Genomic DNA, 20,098 nt, shown 5'->3' with positions numbered 1-20,098 from the left:
TCTAGCGCCGCAGCGCCCGCTCCCCCTCGACGACCTCGATGTCCTCCGCGCCGACAAGGTCGATGACCGGTCCCCGCCCGGTTTCGATCATGCCGCGGATCCTGACGAGGCGGCCCCTCAGCGTGGCCGCAGACAAACCATGTTCGGCAAGACTCCGCCAAGTGCGTTTCTGCACGGTTACGGTCAATCCTTGTTCACCCCTTCGGACGAAATCCAGATAGGTCCGCGCCGGCCGCTCGCCGATGGCGAGGATCCGCCCCTCCACCACGGCGAAGCGCCCGGAACGCCGGGCCAGCCTCGCCACGTCGGTTGCAGCGATCGTCCCCTCCGCCCAGACCCCGCGCCCCGCCGCCCGCGGTGCCTCCTCGAGGCCGCGCAGGGCGGACCGGCACAGGCCGTCGGCCTCGCCGGCATCGGCATAGGCGAGGCCGGCTGCGATCAGCCCGCCCGCAAGGTCGACGGGCTCCGCTTCCCCGACGAGGGCATCGATGCGGCGGCGGCCCCAGCGATCCTCCGGTCCGCGCTCCCGCAGGAGGAGGGGCGCGCCGCGGAAGGATTCAAGCCAGGACCGGGCCTGCGCCTCGATCATGGGCTCGTCGGACCAGCGCAGGTCCGAGAGGACGGCCCGGCGCCCGGAGGACAGGATCAGTTCGCCCCGCACCCCGATCCCGGCGAGGCTGTCCTCCCGGAATTCGCCGGCGCGGCACGAAGCGCCCATTCCAGCCGCTGCGGCGCGATCCTGCGGGAGGATGGCCCCGATCAAGGCGGCCAGCAGAGCAGGGAACGGGTGAAGGAAAGCCGAAGCGGCCAAGCAGGCCGCCCCTCGTCCACCTGAAGCCGGATCCTGAGCCTGACCGGGCATCACCGTCACCGCTCGCCTTCGCCTCTGCGTGCCACGTTGACGTGACCCGCCAAAAGCGCCCGGATCGCGACGATGGGCGTCGGGCGGGAAAGCGGGCCCGCGGATTGTCGGACCCTGAGGCTGATCGGCCACAGGAGGGGCGATCCGGACCATGCAGCCTTGCTCCTACCGAGCGACGTGAGAAGACCGACGGGAACGGTTGGCGGGATAGCGGGATGATGCTACGCTTAGCCCGTCGTCTCCGTAGCTCAGCTGGACAGAGCACAGGTTTCCTAAACTTCACAATTGGGCGTCGCGAAGGGAAACCGCGCGGCGGATCCGCTCAAATTCGGGGAAAGCTCCCGGCGCCTCGGCGCCCTGCCGATCCCGAGCCAAGCCCGAGACCGCCACGGTCACGGGAAGGTGTAGAGACTAGACGGGCGGCACCTAAGGGTTCCTCACGGAGCCTAAGGTGAAGGGATAGTCCAGGCCACGAACGTGCGGTCAGCACGGCGGCGAAAGCCGAAGTGGCACGAAACCTGGGGTCGCAGGTTCGAGCCCTGCCGGGGACACCATTTTCACCTCGATCTTTAGATTGAGGCTTAGCGGTTTCGACAGCCGTCACTACACATGCGACACCCTGTCGCGGTTTTAACAAAAGATAATTTTGGTGGATGCCCGTTTTGACCGGATCCACCCCCTTGCACCGTGCCACATTTCGTTCGAAGCATCCGCCGAAAGGGGGCTCAACGGAATAAACATGGCAGGCCAAAAGACTGATGAACGCGATGTCCTCCTCGGACGCCGCATCGCCGAGCACCGCAAACGTTCGAAGCTGACTCAGCGCGCCGTCGCTGACAGCTTCGGCATGTCCGCTGCTCAGCTTCAAAAATACGAGAAGGGCGTGAATCAGATCAGCGCGATCCATCTCGCAATCCTCAGTCGTCTCACCAATACGCCGGTTTCCGACTTCCTCGACGGTATTCCTCATCCGGACCCGATGATGGAACGCGGTTTTTGTGAGAGCGGGCAACAGGCCTACTCCGCCGAGCCCTGGTCCGATCTCGCCCGCGCCTTCGCGAAGCAGTGCGTCGAGACCTTCACCGAGAGCCAGCGCCGGGAACTCTCCGCCGCCGTCGAGGCGCTGAGCCGCGAGTTGAAGAGCTGAGCCAGCGGCGCGGCCGACCGGTGTCAGGCCGCAGCAAAACAGAGTCCCGCAGCTTAGCGTTCTTTATAACGGACGATTTCGCCATTCCGGCTTGACCGTCCGAAATGCCGATGCGACAAGCCGCGCCTCTGGAGACCGGGTCAAGCGCCGTTGGCAGACGAGGCGCGCCCGACAATCGGGGGTGCATGCGATGCCTCGTTCCGACTACCTCTTCACCAGTGAGTCCGTTTCCGAGGGCCACCCCGACAAGGTGAGCGACCGGATCTCGGATACCGTGGTCGATGCCTATCTTGCCGCGATGCCGGAGGCCCGCCTCGGCGTCGAGACGCTGACGACGACGAACCGCGTCGTGATCGCGGGCGAGGTGCGCGGCCCCGATTCCGTGACCTTCAAGGATCTGGAAGAGCTGACCCGCGAGGCCGTGCGCGACATCGGCTACGAGCAGTCCGGCTTCCACTGGAAGAACAACGACGTCGCCATCCACCTGCATGCCCAGTCGGCCGACATCGCCCAGGGCGTGGACGCCGCCGGCAACAAGGACGAGGGCGCGGGCGACCAGGGCATCATGTTCGGCTACGCCGCCGACGAGACCCCGGCCCTGATGCCGGCCCCGATCTTCTACGCCCACAAAATCCTCAAGGACCTCGCCGACGCGCGCAAGGCCAAGCAGGGCGATGCCGCCAAGCTCGGACCCGACGCCAAGAGCCAGGTCACGGTGCGCTACGCCAACGGCCGCCCGGTCGAGGTGACGCAGATCGTGCTCTCGACCCAGCATCTCGACGAGTCGCTCGACTCGGCCGACGTGCGCGCCATCGTCGAGCCCTATATCCTCAAGGCCCTGCCGGAGGGCTGGGTCAACGAAGGCACCGTCTGGCACGTCAACCCGACCGGCAAGTTCGTGATCGGCGGCCCGGATGGGGACGCCGGCCTCACCGGCCGCAAGATCATCGTCGACACCTATGGCGGCGCGGCGCCCCATGGCGGCGGCGCCTTCTCCGGCAAGGATCCGACCAAGGTCGACCGCTCGGCTGCTTATGCCGCCCGCTATCTGGCCAAGAACGTCGTGGCTGCCGGCCTCGCCCGCCGGGCCACGATCCAGCTCTCCTACGCCATCGGCGTGGCCAAGCCCCTGTCGATCTACGTCGATCTGCACGGCACCGGCACCGTGGACGAGGCCAAGCTCGAGACGGTCCTGATGGACGCCCTCGATCTCTCGCCCCGCGGCATCCGTACGGCGCTCCAGCTCAACAAGCCGATCTACGCCCGCACCTCGGCCTACGGCCATTTCGGGCGCGAGCCCGATGCCGATGGCGGCTTCTCCTGGGAGAAGACGGATCTGGCCGACAAGCTGAAGTCGGCGTTCTGAGCCCGAACCATGATGGGGAGGGATGACAGCGTCCCTCCCGAAACGGGCGGGACCGGCGACGCCGAGCGGGCCTTCTACGGGCGCCGCAAGGGCAAGAGGCTCAGGCCGGGCCAGGAGCAGCGCCTCGAAGGGCTGCTCCCGACCCTGCGCGTCGCGTTGCCCGAGCGCGGCGCGTTCCTGAATCCGCCGGACCTGTTCCCGGTGCCGGTCGGTGAGGTCTGGCTGGAGATCGGCTTCGGCGGCGGCGAGCATCTCGCGGCCCAGGCCGAGGCGAATCCTCGGGTCGGCATCATCGGCTGCGAGCCCTTCGTCAACGGCGTGGTCAAGCTGCTGCGCGCGGTGGACGAGCGCTCCCTGCGCAACGTGCGCGTCTGGGACGAGGACGCTACCGCTCTGCTCGCCGCCCTGCCGGATGCGAGCCTCGCCCGGGTCTACCTGCTCTATCCGGACCCGTGGCCGAAGCGCCGCCAGCGCAAGCGCCGGTTCGTCTCGGATGCCTCGCTCGCCGAGATCGCCCGCGTGCTGCGTCCTGGAGGCCTGTTCCGCTTCGCCAGCGACATCGACGATTATGCCGGCTGGACCCTGGTGCGGGCCGCCCGCTGTCCGCAGCTCCGCTGGACCGCCGAGCGGGCCGACGATTGGCGCCGCCCGTTCCCCGGTTGGCCCGGCACCCGCTACGAGGCCAAGGCGCTGGCCGCCGGGCGCCTGCCGAGCTACCTGACGTTCGAGCGCGTCAGCGCGGGCTGAACTTCAACCGGCCGCCGTCACGGCGTGGCGATCCACGGCGCCACGCGGTGCGTGACCGAACGCGCCCCTGACCTTTTTAGCATCCACGACGCTCCTCATGCCGAGGTGCTGCGTCAGCAGCCTCGAAGCACGCCGCGCCGCTTCTTCCAAGGGAGACGGGCCAAGGGATCGACCCTTCCGTGGTGCTTCGAGGCCGGGCCTTCGCCCGGCACCTCAGCATGAGGAGCGAAGACGGGCCAACTCCACTCGATCAGACAGGCTCTGAGGCACCCCTCTCCCGCAGAGGGGAGAGGGGTGCCTCAGCTCGCCTTCGTCTTCGCCGCCGCTTTCTTCGCAGCCGCAGGCTTGGCGGCAGCCTTCGTCGCCGTCTTGCGGGCCGCCGGCTTCTTCGCCGCCGTCTCGCCGGCCTCCGCCTTCTTCGTCGTGGTGCGGGCACGGGCCGCCGTCTTGCGGACCGGCTTCTTGCCGCCCCCGGAGGCGCGCTTGGCGTTGATGAGGTCGATCGCCTGTTCCAGCGTCAGGCTCTCGGCGGCCATCGTCTTCGGCAGCGTCGCGTTGACCGAACCGTCGGTGACGTAGGGGCCGTAGCGCCCGGATTTCACGGTCAGGTCGAGGCCGCCGGCATCCTTGCCGAGCACGCGGCCGGGATCGGAAGCCGGGCGACCGCGCCCGCCGCCCTGTTCCTTGGCCACGATGAGATCGATGGCGCGGTTGGCGCCGATCTCCAGCACGTCGTCGTCCTTGCCGAGATTGGCATAGGTCTTCCCGTGCTGCACGTAGGGACCGAAGCGGCCGAGATTGGCCAGGATCGGCTCGCCGGTCTCGGGATGCTTGGCCACCTCGCGGGGCAGCGAGAGCAGCCGCAGGGCGATCTCCAGCGTCACGCTGCTCGGCGTCATGCCCTTGGGCAGCGACGAGCGCTTGGGCTTCTCCGCTCCCTTCTCGGACGAGGCCTCGCCGAGCTGCACGAAGGGACCGAAGCGGCCGTCGCGCAGGGTCACCGGCAGGCCGGTGGCGGGGTCGTCGCCGAGCACCCGCACGCCGGGCTGGCCGCCCTCGGCCGAGGAGCCGTCGCCCTCACCCTCGACGCCGGAGGCCGAGAGCTGGCGGGTATATTTGCACTCGGGATAGTTCGAGCAGCCGATGAAGGCGCCGAACTTGCCGAGCTTGAGCGAGAGCTGGCCCGAGCCGCAGGTCGGGCAGGCGCGGGGATCGCCCCCATCCGCCTTCTCGGGGAAGATGTGGGGCCCGAGCAGGCCGTTGAGCGCCTCCAGCACCTCGGCGACGCGCAGCTCCTTGGTGCCGCCGATGGCGGCGGAGAAGTCGCGCCAGAAATCGCGCAGCACGGTGCGCCAGTCGATCTCGGCATTGGAGACCCGGTCGAGCTGTTCTTCCAGGCTCGCGGTGAAATCGTACTCGACGTAGCGCTTGAAGAAGCTTTCGAGGAAGCCCGTGACGAGACGGCCCTTATCCTCCGGCTGGAGGCGCTTCTTCTCGATCCGGACATATTCCCGGTCGCGCAGGGTCTGGAGCACGGCGGCATAGGTCGAGGGCCGGCCGATGCCGAGTTCCTCCATCCGCTTGACGAGGCTCGCCTCCGAGTAGCGCGGAGGCGGCTCGGTGAAGTGCTGGGTCGAGGTGATGCGCTCGCGGTTGAGCGGATCGCCCGCCTTCATCGCCGGCAGGCGCTTCGAATCCTCGTCCTCCTCGTCGTCCTTGCCCTCCTGATAGAGGGCGAGGAAACCGTCGAACTTCACGACCTGGCCGGTGGCGCGCAGATCGATCCGGCGCGGGCCGACAGTCGCGGTCACGTCGACGGTGGTACGCTCCAGCTCGGCCGATTCCATCTGACTCGCCACGGTGCGGGTCCAGATCAGGTCGTAGAGCTTGGCCTGCTCCGGTTCGAGATAGCGGGCGATCTGCTTCGGCAGCCGGCCCATATCGGTCGGGCGCACGGCCTCGTGGGCCTCCTGCGCGTTCTTGGCCTTCACCGTGTACTTGCGCGGGACATGCGGCACGTAATCGTCGCCGAACTCGCGGCCGATCACCCGGCGGGCATCGGCGATCGCCTCCGGCGCCATGTCGACGCCGTCGGTCCGCATATAGGTGATGATGCCGACGGTCTCGCCGCCGACATCGACGCCCTCGTAGAGTTTCTGGGCGACGCGCATGGTCTGGGCCGGCGCCATCCCGAGCTTGCGGGACGCCTCCTGCTGCAGCGTCGAGGTGGTGAAGGGCGGCTGCGGGTGACGCTTGGCCGGCTTCGCCTCGACCGAGGCCACTTGGAAGGTCGCGAGTTCGAGGTCGCGCTTGAAGGCCGCCGCCTCCTCGGCATTGCCGACATCGAGCCGCTGGATGCGCTTGCCGTCGGCACCGACCAACCGCGCCTCGAACACGCCGCCCGCCTCGGTGACGAGCGTCGCCACGATCGACCAGTACTCGCGGGGGCGGAACCGCTCGATCTCCATCTCGCGCTCGACCACGAGGCGCAGGGCCACCGACTGCACGCGGCCGGCGGAGCGGGCGCCCGGCAGCTTGCGCCACAGCACCGGCGAGAGGTTGAAGCCGACGAGGTAATCCAGCGCCCGGCGCGCGAGATAGGCATCGACCAGGGCCTGATCGATCTCGCGCGGCTTCTTCATCGCCGCATCGACCGAGGCCTTGGTGATGGCGTTGAAGGTCACCCGCTCGACCGGGATGCCCTTCAGCGCCTTGCGGGCCGTGAGCGCCTCGATCACGTGCCAGGAGATCGCCTCGCCCTCACGATCCGGGTCGGTCGCCAGGATGAGCTTCTCGGCTCCCTTCACCGCGCGGGCGATTTCGGACACGCGTTTGGCGCCGCGATCCTCCACCTCCCAGACCATGGCGAAATCGGCCTCCGGATCGACCGAGCCGTCCTTGGCCGGCAGATCGCGGATATGCCCGAAGGAGGCCAGGACCTCGTAGTCGCGCCCCAGATATTTATTGATCGTCTTGGCCTTGGCCGGCGACTCGACGACGACGACTTTCATGAACCTCTGCCTCTCGCCAGAGCCTCACCGCGGGTACGGTTTTGGGGTAGGCGCGGTTGGGGCCGGTCGAAGGCCGGCTCTCGCGCCGCGCAGAAGTGGGTGAGCGGCGCGGCGTTGTCAAATTGGTGAACGGGCCGATCCGGCCCGCCATCCCGGCGGCGAGGTCCCCGGAAGCGGCACCAAGCCGTTGTTCCGATACACTCTCTGACGGAAGCGTCAGGCCCCCGGGCGCCGAAAAGATCGCTGCTTAAATTCCCGCGTACCACTCGTAGCCGCGGTCCTCCCAGTAGCCGCCCTTGCCGTCGCCGATGCCGTTCAGGCTCTCGGTCACCTCGATGCGCATGACGTATTTGGCCTGCTTATAGCCGAGCTGGCGCTCCACTCTCAGCCGCAAGGGGGCCCCGTTCGAGACCGGCAGGGCCTTGCCGTTGAGGTCGTAGGCGAGGATCGTCTGCGGGTGAAAGGCGTCGGTCAGATCGATGCTCTCGTAGTAGCGCACCGGCGTGCCCTGCGCCTCGTCGCCCTCGTCGTCCCCCCCTTGGGCCGGGGCCTCCGCTCCGGCGGCCTGCGAATCGCTGGCTTGGCTCTCCGCGCCCTCGGGCCGCGATTCCATGCCGGGATTGGCGGTCGTCTTCTCCTCGGTCTCATCCCCGCCGCCCGTGGCATATTCCATCGTGTCGGCGCAATGGAACACGACGTAGCGGGCCTGAGGCTTCAGGCCGGCGCGCTGCAGCACCTCCGAGAGCGGCACGCCGGTCCATTTGCCGATGGCGCTCCAGCCCTCGACGCAATCGTGGCGGGTCGTCTGGGTGCGGGCGGGCAGGGCCCTGAGATCGGCAAGGCTCAGATCCTGCGGCCGCTCCACCAGCCCGTCGACGCGCAGGCGGAAGCCCTCGAAGTTCTTGGCGGCCAGCGCCTTGTAGGTCTTGTCCGGCGGCTCGATCGTGCCGTTGGGCTTGAACCAGGGGGAGATCTCCGAGTCGGGGAATTCCTTGGCCAGGGAGGCCGGCGTCAGCAGCAGGCGCTGGACGAACAGGTTGGCATCCTCGCCGAGCTTCAGGGTGCGTTGTCCAGCCGGACTCGCCGCCCAGCGGTCGCAGCCGCCCAGGGCCGAGACGCCGAACAGGCCGGCCGCCGCCGTCAGGAAGCCGCGGCGATGGGGTTTCGGGATCGACAGGCGGGGCTTCATCGGACCTTCGATCATCGGACCTCTCCCGATCCGGCGGGAAGCTTCTGCCGCTCGATCACGAACCAGCCGGTGATCATGCTGCGCATGTTGTTGACCACGCCGGAGAGCAGGACGAGCAGGACGTGGACGATCACGAACAGCACCAGCAGGTTCGTGACGATGAAGTGGACGGTGCGGGCCGATTGGCGGCCGCCGAACAGCTCGGGCAGCGGCACCACGGCGTTCACCCCCGGCGACATCGACAGGCCGGTCAGCAGCATCAGCGGCAGCAGCACGGCGACGACGATGAGGTAGGTGAGCTTCTGCAGCACGTTGTAGCGCTTCGCCTCCTCGCCCTCGGGGAAATGAAGGGTCAAGTGCTCGCGGATCGAGGAACCGAAGCCGCGCATCTGGTCGCCATCCGGGATCAGGCGGCGGCGAAGCTGGCCGGTGCCGAGCCCGTAGATCAGGTAGATCAGCCCGTTGATGACGAAGGCCCAGGCGAACAGGAAGTGCCAGCGCCGACCGGTGGCGAGATCCTGATGCGCCGGCAGCGTCGCCCAGGAGGGAAAGGCGCGTCCCGCCGGCTGGCCGTTGAGGTTCGACAGGCCGAGCACGCCGGTGGTGTCGAAGGTATGGCCCGCCACGTAGACGATGCCGCGGGGCGTGCCGTCATCCTTCTGGTCGTCGGTGATGGCAACGAAGGGTTTGTCGAAGGTCGAGGCGGCGCCCCAGTAGAGCGCCGGATGCGCGTTGAAGATCTGCAGGCCGCTCATCAGCAGGATGGCGAGGCAGACCACGTTGAGCCAATGCGCCAGCCGGATCGCCAGCGGATGGCGGAACATCCAGCGCCGCCGCACCGTCTCGACGATGTCCGGCCCCGAAAGCGTCGATCCTGCGGCCACGGCGCCCGATTCCCCTGATGCGCCCCCGGCCGGCGGCCTCTCCGGCACCGATCACGGGAGCGTGAAAGCCTTGACCCACAACGATAAAGGCCCGCCCGGTTTAACCGGACGGGCCAAGGCTTGCCTATCAGGGCGAGCGGAGAAAAACGTCACATCCCGCCGGCGCCGGAATTCATGCCGCCGGAATTCATCGAGCCGGAATTCATGCGCTTCGAGCGCATCATCTTCTTGCTCTTCATGGGCTTCTTCATCTTCTTGGAGCTGCGCTTCATCGGGCGCTGCTCCTGCCCCATGTCGTTACCCATCGCCCCCTGCTGCATCTGGCCGCCCATCTGGCCGCCCATGCCGGGCTCCATTCCGCCGCCCGGCTGCATGCCCTGGGCATAAGCACCCGAGGACAGGGCGAGACCGAGCGAGAGGGCGCCGGCGGTGAGAAGAAGTCGCGCGTTCATGGGCTTCCTTTCGGTTTCTCCGGGCAGGTGCCGAGCGCGAGGACGCGCCCGGTAAGCTCAAGCCCCACGGATGTGCTTCCAAACGGATCCCGCAGGGGATCGTTCAAAATTTTCTCGATCACGGGCTCGCGAGGACGAAATCATTCTCTTGGCCGCGACAGGATCGGCCCCTTCCTCCCCTTCCCCGGCCGTCACCGCGACCGTCAGGGCGCGACGCGAGGGGCGATGCTGGGCCGGAGGCTCCTTGCCGGGCCGGCCGCGGGCACCTATAGCCCTGGCACGCCGCCAGAACCGCCGCATGACCGCTCAGACCGCACCTGCCTTCCCGCACCGGCACCTGCTCGGCATCGAGGGCCTGAGCCGGCCCGACATCGAATCGCTGCTGGCGCGCGCCGACGCGGCGGTCGCCCTGTCCCGGCAGGTCGAGAAGAAGCGCACCACCCTGCGCGGCCGGACGCAGATCAACCTGTTCTTCGAGCCCTCGACCCGGACGCAATCCTCGTTCGAGCTGGCGGGCAAGCGCCTCGGCGCCGACGTGATGAACATGTCGGTGGCCTCGTCTTCGGTGAAGAAGGGCGAGACGCTGATCGACACCGCCGCGACCCTCAACGCCATGCGGCCCGACATCATCGTGGTGCGCCATCACGCGGCGGGCGCGGTGCATCTCCTGGCGCGCAAGGTCGATTGCGCCGTGGTCAATGCCGGCGACGGCGCCCACGAGCACCCGACCCAGGCGCTGCTCGACGCCCTGACCATCCTGCGCAACAAGGGCGGCATCGAGGGGTTGCAGGTGGCGATCTGCGGCGACGTCCTGCATTCGCGGGTCGCCCGCTCCAACATCATCCTGCTCCAGGCGCTGGGCGCCCGAGTGCGGGTGATCGGCCCCTCCACGCTGCTCCCCACCGGGATCGAGCGCTTCGGCGTCGAGGTGTTCACCAACATGCGCGAGGGCCTGAAGGGCAGCGACATCGTGATGATGCTGCGGCTCCAGCGCGAGCGCATGAACGGCTCCTTCGTGCCGAGCGTGAAGGAGTATTTCCGCTATTACGGCCTCGACGGCGACAAGCTGGCGCTCGCCAAGCCCGACGCGCTGGTGATGCATCCGGGCCCGATGAATCGCGGCGTCGAGATCTCCTCGGAGATCGCCGACGGGGCGCAATCGCTGATCCGTGAGCAGGTCGAGATGGGCGTCGCCGTGCGCATGGCCGTGCTGGAAGCGCTGGCGACCCACCTGCCGAACGGTTAGCCTTCCGGTGCTTGCATCCGTACCGAGAGCCGAGCCGATCGCGATGGCGCAACATGAGTCGAAACGGGCCCGGCGCCGTCGCGATCTCATCCGCATGAAGGCGAAGGCGCGGCGCCTCAACGTCTCCGGCGGGGTCGACCGCGCGCGGCACGCGGACCACCTCGCTGTCTGCTCCTGCTGGATGTGCGGCAATCCCCGGCGCTTCTTCGGTGAAACGACCATCCAGGAGAAGAGGGCCTTCTCCGCCGACGCCTGCGAGAGACTTTCGTGAGCCTTCTTCTCTCCAACGCCCACCTTCTCGACTCGGCCTCCGGCCGCGAAGGCCCCGGCGCCGTGCTGGTGCGCCACGGCCGCATCGCCGATCTCGCCTGGGGCGCTGCTCCGGCCGCCCCGGAGGGATGCGAGACCGTGGATTGTGGCGGGCTCACTCTCGCCCCCGGCCTGATCGACCTGCGCGCCTTCGTCGGCGAGCCGGGCGCCGAGCACCGGGAGACCCTGGCCTCGGCCAGTGCAGCGGCGGCGGCGGGCGGCGTGACCACCCTGGTCTGCATGCCCGACACCAACCCGGTGATCGACGGGCCGGCCATCGTCGATTTCGTCCTGCGCCGTGCCCGCGACACCGCGAGCGTCAACGTGCTGCCGGCCGCCGCCATCACCAAGGGCCTCGCCGGCCGCGAGATGACCGAGTTCGGCCTGCTCACCGAGGCCGGGGCGGTCGCCTTCACCGACGGGCTCAAGGCCGTCACCAATGCCCAGGTGATGCGCCGGGCGCTCACCTATGCCCGCGATTTCGGCGCGCTGCTGATGCAGCATGTCGAGGAGCCGGAGCTGGCGGCGGAAGGGGTGATGAACGAGGGCGAGATGGCCTCCCGCCTCGGGCTGATGGGCATTCCCCGCGAGGCCGAGACGATCATGCTGGAGCGCGACATCCGCCTCGTGCGCCTCACCGGCGGGCGCTACCACGCGGCCATGATCTCCACCGCCGATTCCGTCGAGATCGTGCGCCGGGCCAAGGAGGCGGGCCTGCCCGTCACCTGCGGCGTCTCGGTGAACAACCTCGTGCTCAACGAGGGCGACATCGGCCACTACCGCACCTTCTGCAAGCTCTCCCCGCCGCTGCGCCGCGAGGATGACCGACAGGCGGTGATCGCCGCGCTGAACGACGGCGTGATCGACGTCATCGTCTCCGACCACAACCCGCAGGATGTCGAGACCAAGCGCCTGCCCTTCGCCGAGGCGGCGGACGGGGCCCTCGGCATCGAGACCCTGCTCGGCGCCAGCCTTCGCCTGCTGCATACCGGCGACGTGACCCTCACGACCCTGCTGAAGGCCCTCTCCGCCAACCCCGCACGGCTGCTCGGCCGCGAGGCGGGCCGCCTGGAGAAGGGGGCGCCGGCCGATCTCGTCCTGATCGACCTCGATCTGCCCTACCTGCTCGACAAGCGTCAGCTGAAGTCGCGCTCCAAGAACTCGCCCTTCGACGAGGCGCGGCTGCAGGGCGCGGCGGTGCTGACGCTGGTGGCCGGCCGGGTCGTCCACCGCTCGGACCTGTTCGCGGCCGCCGCATGACCTCGCTTCTCGATGCCGGCTGGCCGGTGCTGATCACCGCCCTCGTCCTCGGCTATGCCAGCGGCGCGATCCCGTTCGGGCTGATCCTCACCCGCTTCGCCGGCCTCGGCGACGTGCGGGCGATCGGATCGGGCAACATTGGCGCGACCAACGTCCTGCGCACCGGCCGCAAGGGGTTGGCCGCCGCCACCCTGCTCTGCGACGCGCTCAAGGGCACGCTCCCGGTGCTGGTTGCCGGACATTGGGGGGAGGGGCCGGCGCTGACCGCCGGACTCGGTGCCTTCCTCGGCCACCTCTTTCCGGTCTGGCTCGGCTTCAAGGGCGGCAAGGGCGTGGCGACCTTCATCGGCGTGCTGCTGGCCCTGAGCCCGCTCACGCTGCTGGCCTTCGCCGCGATCTGGCTCGGGCTCGCCTTCGCGCTGAAATATTCCTCCCTCGCCGCGCTGGCGGCCTCCGCCGCGACGCCCGTCGTGCTGTGGGCGCTGGGACACGGCCACGTTGCAGTGCTGTTCCTCGTGCTCGCGGCGCTGCTATGGTGGAAGCACGCTCCGAACATCCGCCGACTCGCCGCCGGCACCGAGGGGCGGATCGGGCAGAAGGGCTGAGAGCGGCCCCCGCCCGAGCGGAGGGGGATCCATGCAACTCACCGACGCGCAGCGCCTCGACTGGCTGCGCCTGATCCGGACGGAGGGCGTCGGCCCCCGCACCTTCCGCGGCCTCATCAACCGCTTCGGCAGCGCGGCCGCCGCGCTCGATGCCCTGCCGGATCTGACGAAGCGGGCGGGCAAGCGCGCGCTGCCGCCCACGGCGGCTGAGGCCGAGCGCGAGATCGCCGCCGCCGCCCGTCTCGGCGTGCGCTTCCTCGCCATGGGCGAGGCGGCCTACCCGAAGGCGCTGCATGCCACCGACACGGCACCGCCGCTGATCGCCGTGCGCGGCGATCCGGCCCTCCTCCTCAAGCCGTCGGTGGCGATGGTCGGCTCGCGCAATGCCTCGACGGCGGGCCTCGCCTTCACCGAGCGGCTGACCCGCGGCCTCGGCGAGGCCGGGCTGGTCGTCGTCTCGGGCCTCGCCCGCGGCATCGATGCCCGCGCCCACAAGGCCTCCCTCGCCACCGGCACGGTGGCGGTGCTCGCGGGCGGGCAGGATCGCATCTATCCCGAGAGCCATGCCGGCCTCGTCGAGGAGATCGTCGGCGCAGGCGGGGCGGTGGTCGCCGAGATGCCGATGGGCTGGGTTCCGCGCGGGCGCGACTTCCCCCGGCGCAACCGCATCATCTCAGGCCTCAGCCTCGGTACGGTGGTGATCGAAGCGGCGCGCCGCTCCGGCTCGCTCATCACCGCGCGCTTCGCCCTCGAACAGGGCCGCGAGGTCTTCGCCGTGCCGGGCTCGCCCCTCGATCCGCGGGCGGAGGGCACCAACGACCTGATCCGCCAGGGCGCGACGCTGGTGTCCGACGTCGCGCACATCCTCTCCGTGCTCGATCCCCTGATCGAGCACGGCGGGTCATCGATGGGCGGAATGAGCGACCGGCCGGAGCGGGCCGGGACGTCCGACTACTGGGACGAGATCGACTTCGACGGGACGACACCGGCCGCGCCGGCTCCCCTCTTCGAGGCGTTCGAGCGGGACGATGCAGGGGAGGACGATGCGGCCAAGGCTCAGGACGACCGCGCCCGGTTGATCGCGGCTCTGAGTCCGACGCCGGTGCGGACCGACGAGCTCGCCCGCTCCACGGGTCTTCCGGTGCGGATCGTCCAGACCACGCTGCTCGAACTCGAACTCGACGGCTGTATCGAGCGCCACGGCAGCGGGACGGTTTCACTGATCCGTTCGCCGTGACCTGCTCTCTCCCGACCGAACCACTGGCCGGACCTTCTCCTCCCGCTGTCGATGTCATTAAGGTTCAATCAAGCAATCTCCATTGCGAGAGCTGCGAATCACGATTATGGGGCCGCCATTCGGCATCGACTTCGATAAAGTGGGTCGATGCTGGCAATGCCGCGATCAGCTTCAAGACAGGCGGCGCGGGCGGGGGCACGGAAACAGTGGCGCGGCTTCTCCATCTTGCTCGGGCGCGGGCGCTGTTCAGGGGAAGTCCGCGGCGCTGGGCCGGCGCTTTCGGGCTGATCCTGGGTCTCAGCCTGACCTCCACCGCCGTGCTGGCCTATGCCGACCTGCTGCCGCGCAGCCTCGACATCGACTTCGATCTCGGCCTGTTCGAGGATGCGGCACCGGCCGGCCTCCCGCATGTCGCGCAGAAGATCGCCCTCGGCGGGCCGTTGCGGATCGTCGCCTTCGGCTCCTCCTCAACGGAGGGGATCGGCGCCAGCGCGCCGGCCGCCAGCTATCCCGCCCGCCTCGAAGCCAATCTGCGGCGCGCCCTGCCGCGCCTCGCCGGCCGGATCACGGTGGCCAATCGCGGCATCGGCGGCGAGGCGGTCGACGAGATGCTGGCCCGTCTCGACCGGGACGTGATCGCTCCCGGCCCCGACCTCGTGATCTGGCAGACCGGCAGCAACGACGCCCTGCGCGGCGTCTCCCTCGACCATTTCCGCGAGGCGACCGAGGCGGCCCTGGAGCGCATCCGGGCGGCGGGCATCGACGTGGTGCTGATGGAGCCGCAATGGTGCCCGGCCCTCGACGCCACGCCCGGCGCCGAACGGTTCCGCGACGCGGTGCGCAGCCTCGGCGCCGATCTCGGGGTCGCGGTGATCCGCCGCTCCGACCTGATGCGCGACTGGATCGGGCAGGGGCGGCTGACCCACACCGAATTGTTCGCGAGCGACGGCCTGCACATGGCCGATGGCGGCTACGCCCTGCTCGCCGAGGCCGCCCAGGAGACCGTGCTCGACGGGGCCGCCGCCGCGCCGGTCACCGTGGCGGAGGCGAGCGCCGACTAAGGCGTCCGTTTAAGGGGGTTCATCCCCCTCGCGTCCTCATCCTGAGATGCCGCGTGGGTGGCTTCGACGGAGGGATCCAGATCTCTCGTGCTTCCTCGAGCCCTCCTTCGAGGCTCCCTTCGGTCACACCTCAGGACGAGGGCGCAGGGGGAGAGAAGGGGTCTCCGCGAGATTGTTCTTGTCGATTATGTCTTCTGGTCGACGCGTGCAGGATCAGACGCCCATGACCATCGAGATCGGCTTTCTCGTCTTCCCGCAGGTCCAGCAGCTCGACCTGACCGGCCCCTACGAGGTGCTGGCCATGGTGCCGGGCGCCCGCGTCCATCTCGTCGCGAAAACGCTCGCGCCGGTCGCGAGCACCACCGGCCTCGTGCTCACGCCGACGATCACCTTCACCGCGTGTCCGGCGCTCGACGTGATCTGCGTGCCGGGCGGCTCGGGCGTGAATCCGCTGCTGGAGGATGCCGAGACCCTCGACTTCCTCCGCCGGCAGGCGGCGGGCGCCCGCTACGTCACCTCCGTCTGCACCGGCGCCCTGGTGCTCGGCGCTGCGGGGTTGCTGCGGGGCCGGCGCGCCACGACGCATTGGGCCGCGCACGACCTGCTTGCCGCCTTCGGCGCCGTGCCGGTGCAGGAGCGCGTGGTGCGCGACGGCAACCTGATCACCGGGGGCGGCGTGACCGCAGGCATCGATTTCGGCCTGACCCTCGCCGCCGAACTCGCCGACGAGGCGACCGCCCGAACGATCCAGCTGCAGCAGGAATATGCCCCGACCCCGCCCTTCTCGGCCGGGCGCCCGGACACCGCCGGCCCCGCCATCACGGCAGCGGCCCGCGAGCGCCTGTCGGCGGCCCGCCGGGAGCGCGAGGCCATCGTGGCGCGGCTCACCCCCTCGACCGGGGAAGCCTAAAGCTCGTCCGCCTCCGCCGCCTCGTCGTAGAGGCCGCCCATCACGTCGAGGCAGCTCTGCAGGATGTAGGCGGCGGCGAGCTTGTCCACGAGTTCGCCACGCCTTGCCCGCGAGGCATCCGCCTCCAGCAGGGTCCGGGTGACGGCGGCGGTGGAGAGGCGCTCGTCGAAGAACAGCACCGGCAGGGGCAGCAGCGGCTTGAGGTTGCGGGCGAAGCTGCGGCTCGATTGTGCCCGCGGCCCTTCCGAGCCGTCCATGTTGAGGGGCAGGCCGATGACGAGGCCGCCGACGGCATGGGCGGCGCAGAGGGTGACGATCCGCTGGGCGTCGGGCGTGAACTTCACCCGGCGGATCGTCTCCAGGGGGGAGGCGATCTGACGGCCGACATCGGACAGGGCGAGCCCGATGGTCTTGGTGCCGAGATCGAGCCCGATCAGGCGCGGCGCCCCGCGCGACGCTTCGGCGAAGGCCGCGATCTCGTCCCGGTTCACGATGCGGTCGCTCCCAGTCGCTCCAGGGCGGCCGCGTCGTCGCCTTCGAAAGTGGCGGGCAGGGGGCCTTCGCCCTCGCCGAGGATGTGGAGGATCTCCAGACCCTGGACGCCGCGCAAGAAGGCGGGCAGGTCGGCCCCGCCGAAATGCACCGTCTCCAGATCGGCGCAGAGCACCCAGATGTCGTATTCGGGAAATCCCGGCGTGACGTCGAAGAACAGGAAATCGCCGCGCTCGGTCTGCCCAAAGAAGCAGGCGCGCTCCATCAGGCCGGCATCGGCGTCGCCCTCGATGGTGAAGCGGTGCGGCTCGTCGCTGTTCTCGTCCCGCAGCCCGTCCAGGGCCAGGGCGATGCCGTGGGCGATCAGATGGGCGCGGGGGCTCAGATCCGCCGCCTCCACCGGAACAGGCGTGAAGATGCGCAGATGCCCGCCGATCCGCCCGGCGCCGCAGCTCTGGGCGAAGCTGCGATAGCTGGCCGGAAGGGCGAAGCCGAGTTCGGCCTCGGCGCGAGCGAGGTCGGCCTCGCTCGATGCGAGACCCGGGCGCAGTTCCCGGAAGACGCTCTCCCACATGGCCTGTCCTCCGATTGTCGTCCGTCGAGCGGGGCTTACGCCCGCCCGCGCGGGCTTGTCCACCGTGGAGATTAACCACGGTGCACGGATCCGGTGCCGGAGGGGGAGCCGAAGGCGGAAAGCGGTGTTAAGCTTTCATTAACCAAGCCGGAGCCGCCCCGTGCCCCCCATGCCGACGCCGCATCCTGCCACCCGTGAGCCGTCCCGACGCTTCTCGACGCGGCACATGCTGATGCTGGCGCTCGCCCTGGAGATCCTGATCGCCGGCTCGGTCAACGCCGACCGCTATCGCCGGCCGGGCGTTACGGTGAACACGCCGGCGGTCGACGGGCACGTCATCACTTAAGCCTGCCGCAGTCCCGGCGTTGCCCCTGCGGGAAAGCGGGTGCTATAGCCCGGCCGATGACCGGGCGGGGCCTTTTCCGCTCGAGCTTGGCAGGACGACACCAGCGGCATGTCGGTCGACGAGAAGACGGTACGGCGCATCGCGCATCTGGCCCGCATTGCGGTGACCGACGAGGAGGTCGGCCCGCTGCAGGGCGAACTCAACGCGATCCTCGCCTTCGTGGAACAACTCGGTGCGGTCGATGTCGACGGCGTCGAGCCGATGACCTCGGTCATGCCGATGCGGATGAAGAAGCGCGCCGACGTGGTGAACGACGGTGGCCGGGCGCGCGACGTGGTCGCCAACGCGCCCGAGACCGAGGACAATTATTTTCTCGTGCCGAAGGTCGTCGAGTAGGTTTTCGGCATCGGCGGAGCGGCATTTCCGGCCCCTCGCGGAGCCTTCGAGCTCGCGGGGCCGGCGCGTAGGTCTGGAACGGGCATGACGGCACTCAACGAACTCACCCTGGCCGAAGCGCGCGACGGGCTGGCCTCCAAGCAATTCTCGGCGCGGGAGATCGCGCAGGCGCATCTCGACGCCATCGAGAAGGCTCGCGCCCTCAACGCCTATATCGTGGCGACGCCCGACCGCGCGCTGAAGATGGCGGAGGTCTCCGACGCGAAGATCGCCAAGGGCGAGGCGCGGCCGCTCGAAGGCCTGCCGCTCGGCATCAAGGATCTGTTCGCCACGCAGGGCGTGCACACCACGGCCGGCTCCAAGATCCTCGAAGGGTTCGAGCCGCATTACGAGTCGAACGTCTCGGCCCAACTCTGGCGCGACGGCGCGGTGATGCTCGGCAAGCTCAACCTCGACGAGTTCGCCATGGGCTCGTCCAACGAGACCAGCGCCTACGGCAAGACGATCTCGCCCTGGCGGCGCCAGGGTTCGGACACGCCGCTGGTGCCCGGCGGCTCCTCCGGCGGGTCGGCGGCGGCGGTCGCGGCCCATCTCTGCCTCGGCGCCACCGCGACCGATACCGGCGGCTCGATCCGCCAGCCGGCAGCCTTCACCGGCACGGTCGGCATCAAGCCGACCTACGGCCGCTGCTCGCGCTGGGGCATCATCGCCTACGCCTCGTCGCTGGATCAGGCCGGGCCGATCGCCCGCACGGTGCAGGATTGCGCGATCCTGCTCGGCTCCATGGCCGGGCACGACCCGCGCGACACCACCTCCGTCGATCTGCCGGTGCCGGATTTCGAGGCGGCGATCTCCCGCGGCGTGAAGGGCCTGACCATCGGCATTCCGAAGGAGTACCGGGTCGAGGGCATGCCCGACGAGATCCAGCGCCTCTGGGACCAGGGCGCGGAATGGCTGAAGGAGGCCGGCGCGACGATCAAGGAGATCTCGCTGCCGCACACCCCATACGCCCTGCCGGCCTATTACATCGTCGCCCCGGCCGAAGCCTCCTCGAACCTCGCCCGCTATGACGGCGTGCGCTACGGCCTGCGGGTGCCCGGCAAGGACATCGCCGGGATGTACGAGAACACCCGCGCCGCCGGTTTCGGCCGCGAGGTGAAGCGGCGCATCATGATCGGCACCTACGTGCTCTCGGCGGGCTATTACGACGCCTATTACGTCCGGGCGCAGAAGATCCGCACCCTGATCAAGCGCGACTTCGAGGCGGCCTACGCCTCCGGCGTCGATGCGATCCTCACCCCTGCGACCCCGTCCGCCGCTTTCGGCATTGGCGAGATGGCGAGCGCCGACCCGGTCGAGATGTATCTCAACGACGTCTTCACCGTGACCGTGAACATGGCCGGCCTGCCGGGCATCGCGGTGCCCGCCGGCCTCGACGCGCAGGGCCTGCCCCTCGGCCTCCAGCTGATCGGGCGTCCCTTCGACGAGGAGACTTTGTTCGCCGCCGCGCAGACCATCGAGAACGCGGCCGGCCGGATCAGCCTGCCGAAGGCGTGGTGGGCGTGAACGCTCCCCCCGTCGTCCCGGTCTATCCGGTCTCGGTCTGGATCCTCGCCGGATTCGACCCCGTGCTGATCGCGGTCGCCGTCTTCCTCGGCTGGAAGGCAGACCAGTTCGGCAAGGTGTTCATCGCCGCCATCGCGGCGCTCGCGGTGTCGGTGCTGGTGGCATGGCTCGTGACCCGGATCGGCCTGCCCTGGCCGGCCCCCGTCGCCGCCGACCTGCCGACCTTCTTCCCGGTGCGGACGGTCGCGGCCTTTTTGTGGGCGGCGGCGGGCTATGGGGCACGGCGGGCGCTGAAGCGCTGAGGCGTCGGGTTCCCGTTCGGTCACACCTTCCGAAAACATCCGGGTTCGAAGGGCAAGCCCTTCGCAGGTCCAGGGCGGAGCCCTGGAAGAAGTCGGGCTCTGCCCGACACCCGCCGAAGGGATGATCCCTTCGGGA

The 20,098-nt window shown here is 69.3% G+C and carries 21 protein-coding genes; 14 read left to right on the top strand and 7 right to left on the bottom strand.

Going from position 1 to position 20,098, the window contains the following annotated elements:
• Position 1: 1 nt before the first annotated feature.
• Complete coding sequence (locus MZTS_RS01575) at positions 2–862, bottom strand: DNA-binding protein (protein WP_378738478.1); 861 nt, start codon at positions 860–862, stop codon at positions 2–4.
• Between the two features lie 739 nt (positions 863–1,601).
• Between MZTS_RS01575 and MZTS_RS01570 the strand changes: the two genes are divergently transcribed.
• The 3 genes from MZTS_RS01570 to trmB all read left to right on the top strand — a co-directional run bounded on the left by MZTS_RS01570 (position 1,602) and on the right by trmB (position 4,122).
• Positions 1,602–2,009: a helix-turn-helix domain-containing protein gene (locus MZTS_RS01570; protein ID WP_192280735.1), complete on the top strand. Its 408-nt coding sequence runs from the start codon at positions 1,602–1,604 to the stop codon at positions 2,007–2,009.
• 190 nt (positions 2,010–2,199) lie between these two features.
• Positions 2,200–3,375, top strand: coding sequence for a methionine adenosyltransferase (gene metK, locus MZTS_RS01565; protein WP_192280732.1), 1,176 nt, complete (start codon positions 2,200–2,202; stop codon positions 3,373–3,375).
• A 9-nt stretch (positions 3,376–3,384) separates the two neighbouring features.
• Positions 3,385–4,122, top strand: coding sequence for a tRNA (guanine(46)-N(7))-methyltransferase TrmB (trmB, locus tag MZTS_RS01560; RefSeq protein ID WP_192280729.1), 738 nt, complete (start codon positions 3,385–3,387; stop codon positions 4,120–4,122).
• A gap of 299 nt (positions 4,123–4,421) precedes the next feature.
• Here trmB and topA read toward each other — a convergent pair whose 3' ends face one another.
• From topA to MZTS_RS01540, 4 genes are all read right to left on the bottom strand, one after another.
• Positions 4,422–7,133: a type I DNA topoisomerase gene (gene topA, locus MZTS_RS01555; RefSeq protein WP_192280726.1), complete on the bottom strand. Its 2,712-nt coding sequence runs from the start codon at positions 7,131–7,133 to the stop codon at positions 4,422–4,424.
• 247 nt (positions 7,134–7,380) lie between these two features.
• The gene (locus MZTS_RS01550) at positions 7,381–8,322 is read right to left on the bottom strand and encodes a molybdopterin-binding protein (RefSeq protein WP_192280863.1); all 942 of its coding nucleotides are present in this window, start codon (positions 8,320–8,322) and stop codon (positions 7,381–7,383) included.
• 11 nt (positions 8,323–8,333) lie between these two features.
• A complete protein-coding gene (locus MZTS_RS01545) occupies positions 8,334–9,206 on the bottom strand; it encodes a cytochrome b/b6 domain-containing protein (protein ID WP_192280724.1) in 873 nt (290 codons plus the stop codon).
• A gap of 149 nt (positions 9,207–9,355) precedes the next feature.
• On the bottom strand, positions 9,356–9,658 hold the full coding sequence (locus MZTS_RS01540) for a hypothetical protein (protein ID WP_192280721.1): 303 nt from the start codon (positions 9,656–9,658) through the stop codon (positions 9,356–9,358).
• A 298-nt stretch (positions 9,659–9,956) separates the two neighbouring features.
• Here MZTS_RS01540 and MZTS_RS01535 point away from each other — a divergent pair, with 298 nt between their 5' ends.
• The 7 genes from MZTS_RS01535 to MZTS_RS01505 all read left to right on the top strand — a co-directional run bounded on the left by MZTS_RS01535 (position 9,957) and on the right by MZTS_RS01505 (position 16,286).
• On the top strand, positions 9,957–10,904 hold the full coding sequence (locus MZTS_RS01535; RefSeq protein WP_192280718.1) for an aspartate carbamoyltransferase catalytic subunit: 948 nt from the start codon (positions 9,957–9,959) through the stop codon (positions 10,902–10,904).
• A gap of 94 nt (positions 10,905–10,998) precedes the next feature.
• Positions 10,999–11,175, top strand: a complete 177-nt coding sequence (locus MZTS_RS01530; protein ID WP_192280715.1) for a hypothetical protein — start codon at positions 10,999–11,001, stop codon at positions 11,173–11,175.
• Positions 11,172–12,473, top strand: coding sequence for a dihydroorotase (locus tag MZTS_RS01525; protein ID WP_192280712.1), 1,302 nt, complete (start codon positions 11,172–11,174; stop codon positions 12,471–12,473). Before MZTS_RS01530 ends, MZTS_RS01525 begins: the two co-directional genes overlap by 4 nt.
• Positions 12,470–13,078, top strand: coding sequence for a glycerol-3-phosphate 1-O-acyltransferase PlsY (plsY, locus tag MZTS_RS01520; RefSeq protein ID WP_009864481.1), 609 nt, complete (start codon positions 12,470–12,472; stop codon positions 13,076–13,078). Before MZTS_RS01525 ends, plsY begins: the two co-directional genes overlap by 4 nt.
• Positions 13,079–13,109: 31 nt before the next feature.
• Positions 13,110–14,315, top strand: coding sequence for a DNA-processing protein DprA (gene dprA, locus MZTS_RS01515; RefSeq protein WP_192280709.1), 1,206 nt, complete (start codon positions 13,110–13,112; stop codon positions 14,313–14,315).
• Between the two features lie 206 nt (positions 14,316–14,521).
• Positions 14,522–15,376: an SGNH/GDSL hydrolase family protein gene (locus MZTS_RS01510; RefSeq protein WP_192280706.1), complete on the top strand. Its 855-nt coding sequence runs from the start codon at positions 14,522–14,524 to the stop codon at positions 15,374–15,376.
• Between the two features lie 223 nt (positions 15,377–15,599).
• Entirely contained in the window at positions 15,600–16,286 is a 687-nt protein-coding gene (locus MZTS_RS01505) for a DJ-1/PfpI family protein (RefSeq protein ID WP_192280703.1), read from the top strand.
• Here MZTS_RS01505 and ruvX read toward each other — a convergent pair.
• Together ruvX and MZTS_RS01495 are read right to left on the bottom strand one after the other, a co-directional pair.
• Positions 16,283–16,777 (bottom strand): Holliday junction resolvase RuvX, encoded by a 495-nt coding sequence (gene ruvX / locus MZTS_RS01500; protein WP_192280700.1) that lies wholly within the window; start codon positions 16,775–16,777, stop codon positions 16,283–16,285. The two genes, MZTS_RS01505 and ruvX, sit on opposite strands and share 4 nt — an antisense overlap.
• Positions 16,774–17,352, bottom strand: a complete 579-nt coding sequence (locus MZTS_RS01495) for an SMI1/KNR4 family protein (protein WP_192280697.1) — start codon at positions 17,350–17,352, stop codon at positions 16,774–16,776. The genes ruvX and MZTS_RS01495 overlap by 4 nt, the downstream gene beginning before the upstream one ends.
• A 160-nt stretch (positions 17,353–17,512) precedes the next feature.
• Here MZTS_RS01495 and MZTS_RS01490 point away from each other — a divergent pair, with 160 nt between their 5' ends.
• The 4 genes from MZTS_RS01490 (at position 17,513) to MZTS_RS01475 (ending at position 19,962) form a co-directional block, all read left to right on the top strand.
• Entirely contained in the window at positions 17,513–17,698 is a 186-nt protein-coding gene (locus MZTS_RS01490; protein ID WP_192280869.1) for a hypothetical protein, read from the top strand.
• A gap of 108 nt (positions 17,699–17,806) precedes the next feature.
• Positions 17,807–18,094 carry an Asp-tRNA(Asn)/Glu-tRNA(Gln) amidotransferase subunit GatC gene (gatC, locus tag MZTS_RS01485; protein WP_009865760.1) on the top strand — a complete coding sequence of 96 codons (288 nt, stop codon included), beginning with the start codon at positions 17,807–17,809 and terminating at the stop codon, positions 18,092–18,094.
• Positions 18,095–18,178: 84 nt separating this feature from the next.
• Positions 18,179–19,660, top strand: a complete 1,482-nt coding sequence (gene gatA / locus MZTS_RS01480; RefSeq protein ID WP_192280694.1) for an Asp-tRNA(Asn)/Glu-tRNA(Gln) amidotransferase subunit GatA — start codon at positions 18,179–18,181, stop codon at positions 19,658–19,660.
• On the top strand, positions 19,657–19,962 hold the full coding sequence (locus tag MZTS_RS01475; RefSeq protein WP_192280691.1) for a hypothetical protein: 306 nt from the start codon (positions 19,657–19,659) through the stop codon (positions 19,960–19,962). The genes gatA and MZTS_RS01475 overlap by 4 nt, the downstream gene beginning before the upstream one ends.
• The last annotated feature ends 136 nt before the right edge of the window (positions 19,963–20,098 follow it).

It is taken from the genome of Methylorubrum zatmanii, assembly GCF_014845115.1.
Taxonomy (GTDB): Bacteria; Pseudomonadota; Alphaproteobacteria; order Rhizobiales; family Beijerinckiaceae; genus Methylobacterium; species Methylobacterium zatmanii.
Note: the sequence above shows the minus strand (reverse complement) of the source record. Positions and strands in the feature narration are given on the sequence as shown.

Coding starts and splice junctions, on each gene's coding strand:
- MZTS_RS01575 (WP_378738478.1), bottom strand. CDS start 862: ATGCCCGGTCAGGCTCAGGATCCGGCTTCAGGTGGACGAGGGGCGGCC.
- MZTS_RS01570 (WP_192280735.1), top strand. CDS start 1,602: ATGGCAGGCCAAAAGACTGATGAACGCGATGTCCTCCTCGGACGCCGC.
- metK (WP_192280732.1), top strand. CDS start 2,200: ATGCCTCGTTCCGACTACCTCTTCACCAGTGAGTCCGTTTCCGAGGGC.
- trmB (WP_192280729.1), top strand. CDS start 3,385: ATGATGGGGAGGGATGACAGCGTCCCTCCCGAAACGGGCGGGACCGGC.
- topA (WP_192280726.1), bottom strand. CDS start 7,133: ATGAAAGTCGTCGTCGTCGAGTCGCCGGCCAAGGCCAAGACGATCAAT.
- MZTS_RS01550 (WP_192280863.1), bottom strand. CDS start 8,322: ATGAAGCCCCGCCTGTCGATCCCGAAACCCCATCGCCGCGGCTTCCTG.
- MZTS_RS01540 (WP_192280721.1), bottom strand. CDS start 9,658: ATGAACGCGCGACTTCTTCTCACCGCCGGCGCCCTCTCGCTCGGTCTC.
- MZTS_RS01535 (WP_192280718.1), top strand. CDS start 9,957: ATGACCGCTCAGACCGCACCTGCCTTCCCGCACCGGCACCTGCTCGGC.
- MZTS_RS01530 (WP_192280715.1), top strand. CDS start 10,999: ATGAAGGCGAAGGCGCGGCGCCTCAACGTCTCCGGCGGGGTCGACCGC.
- plsY (WP_009864481.1), top strand. CDS start 12,470: ATGACCTCGCTTCTCGATGCCGGCTGGCCGGTGCTGATCACCGCCCTC.
- dprA (WP_192280709.1), top strand. CDS start 13,110: ATGCAACTCACCGACGCGCAGCGCCTCGACTGGCTGCGCCTGATCCGG.
- MZTS_RS01505 (WP_192280703.1), top strand. CDS start 15,600: ATGACCATCGAGATCGGCTTTCTCGTCTTCCCGCAGGTCCAGCAGCTC.
- MZTS_RS01495 (WP_192280697.1), bottom strand. CDS start 17,352: ATGTGGGAGAGCGTCTTCCGGGAACTGCGCCCGGGTCTCGCATCGAGC.
- gatC (WP_009865760.1), top strand. CDS start 17,807: ATGTCGGTCGACGAGAAGACGGTACGGCGCATCGCGCATCTGGCCCGC.
- gatA (WP_192280694.1), top strand. CDS start 18,179: ATGACGGCACTCAACGAACTCACCCTGGCCGAAGCGCGCGACGGGCTG.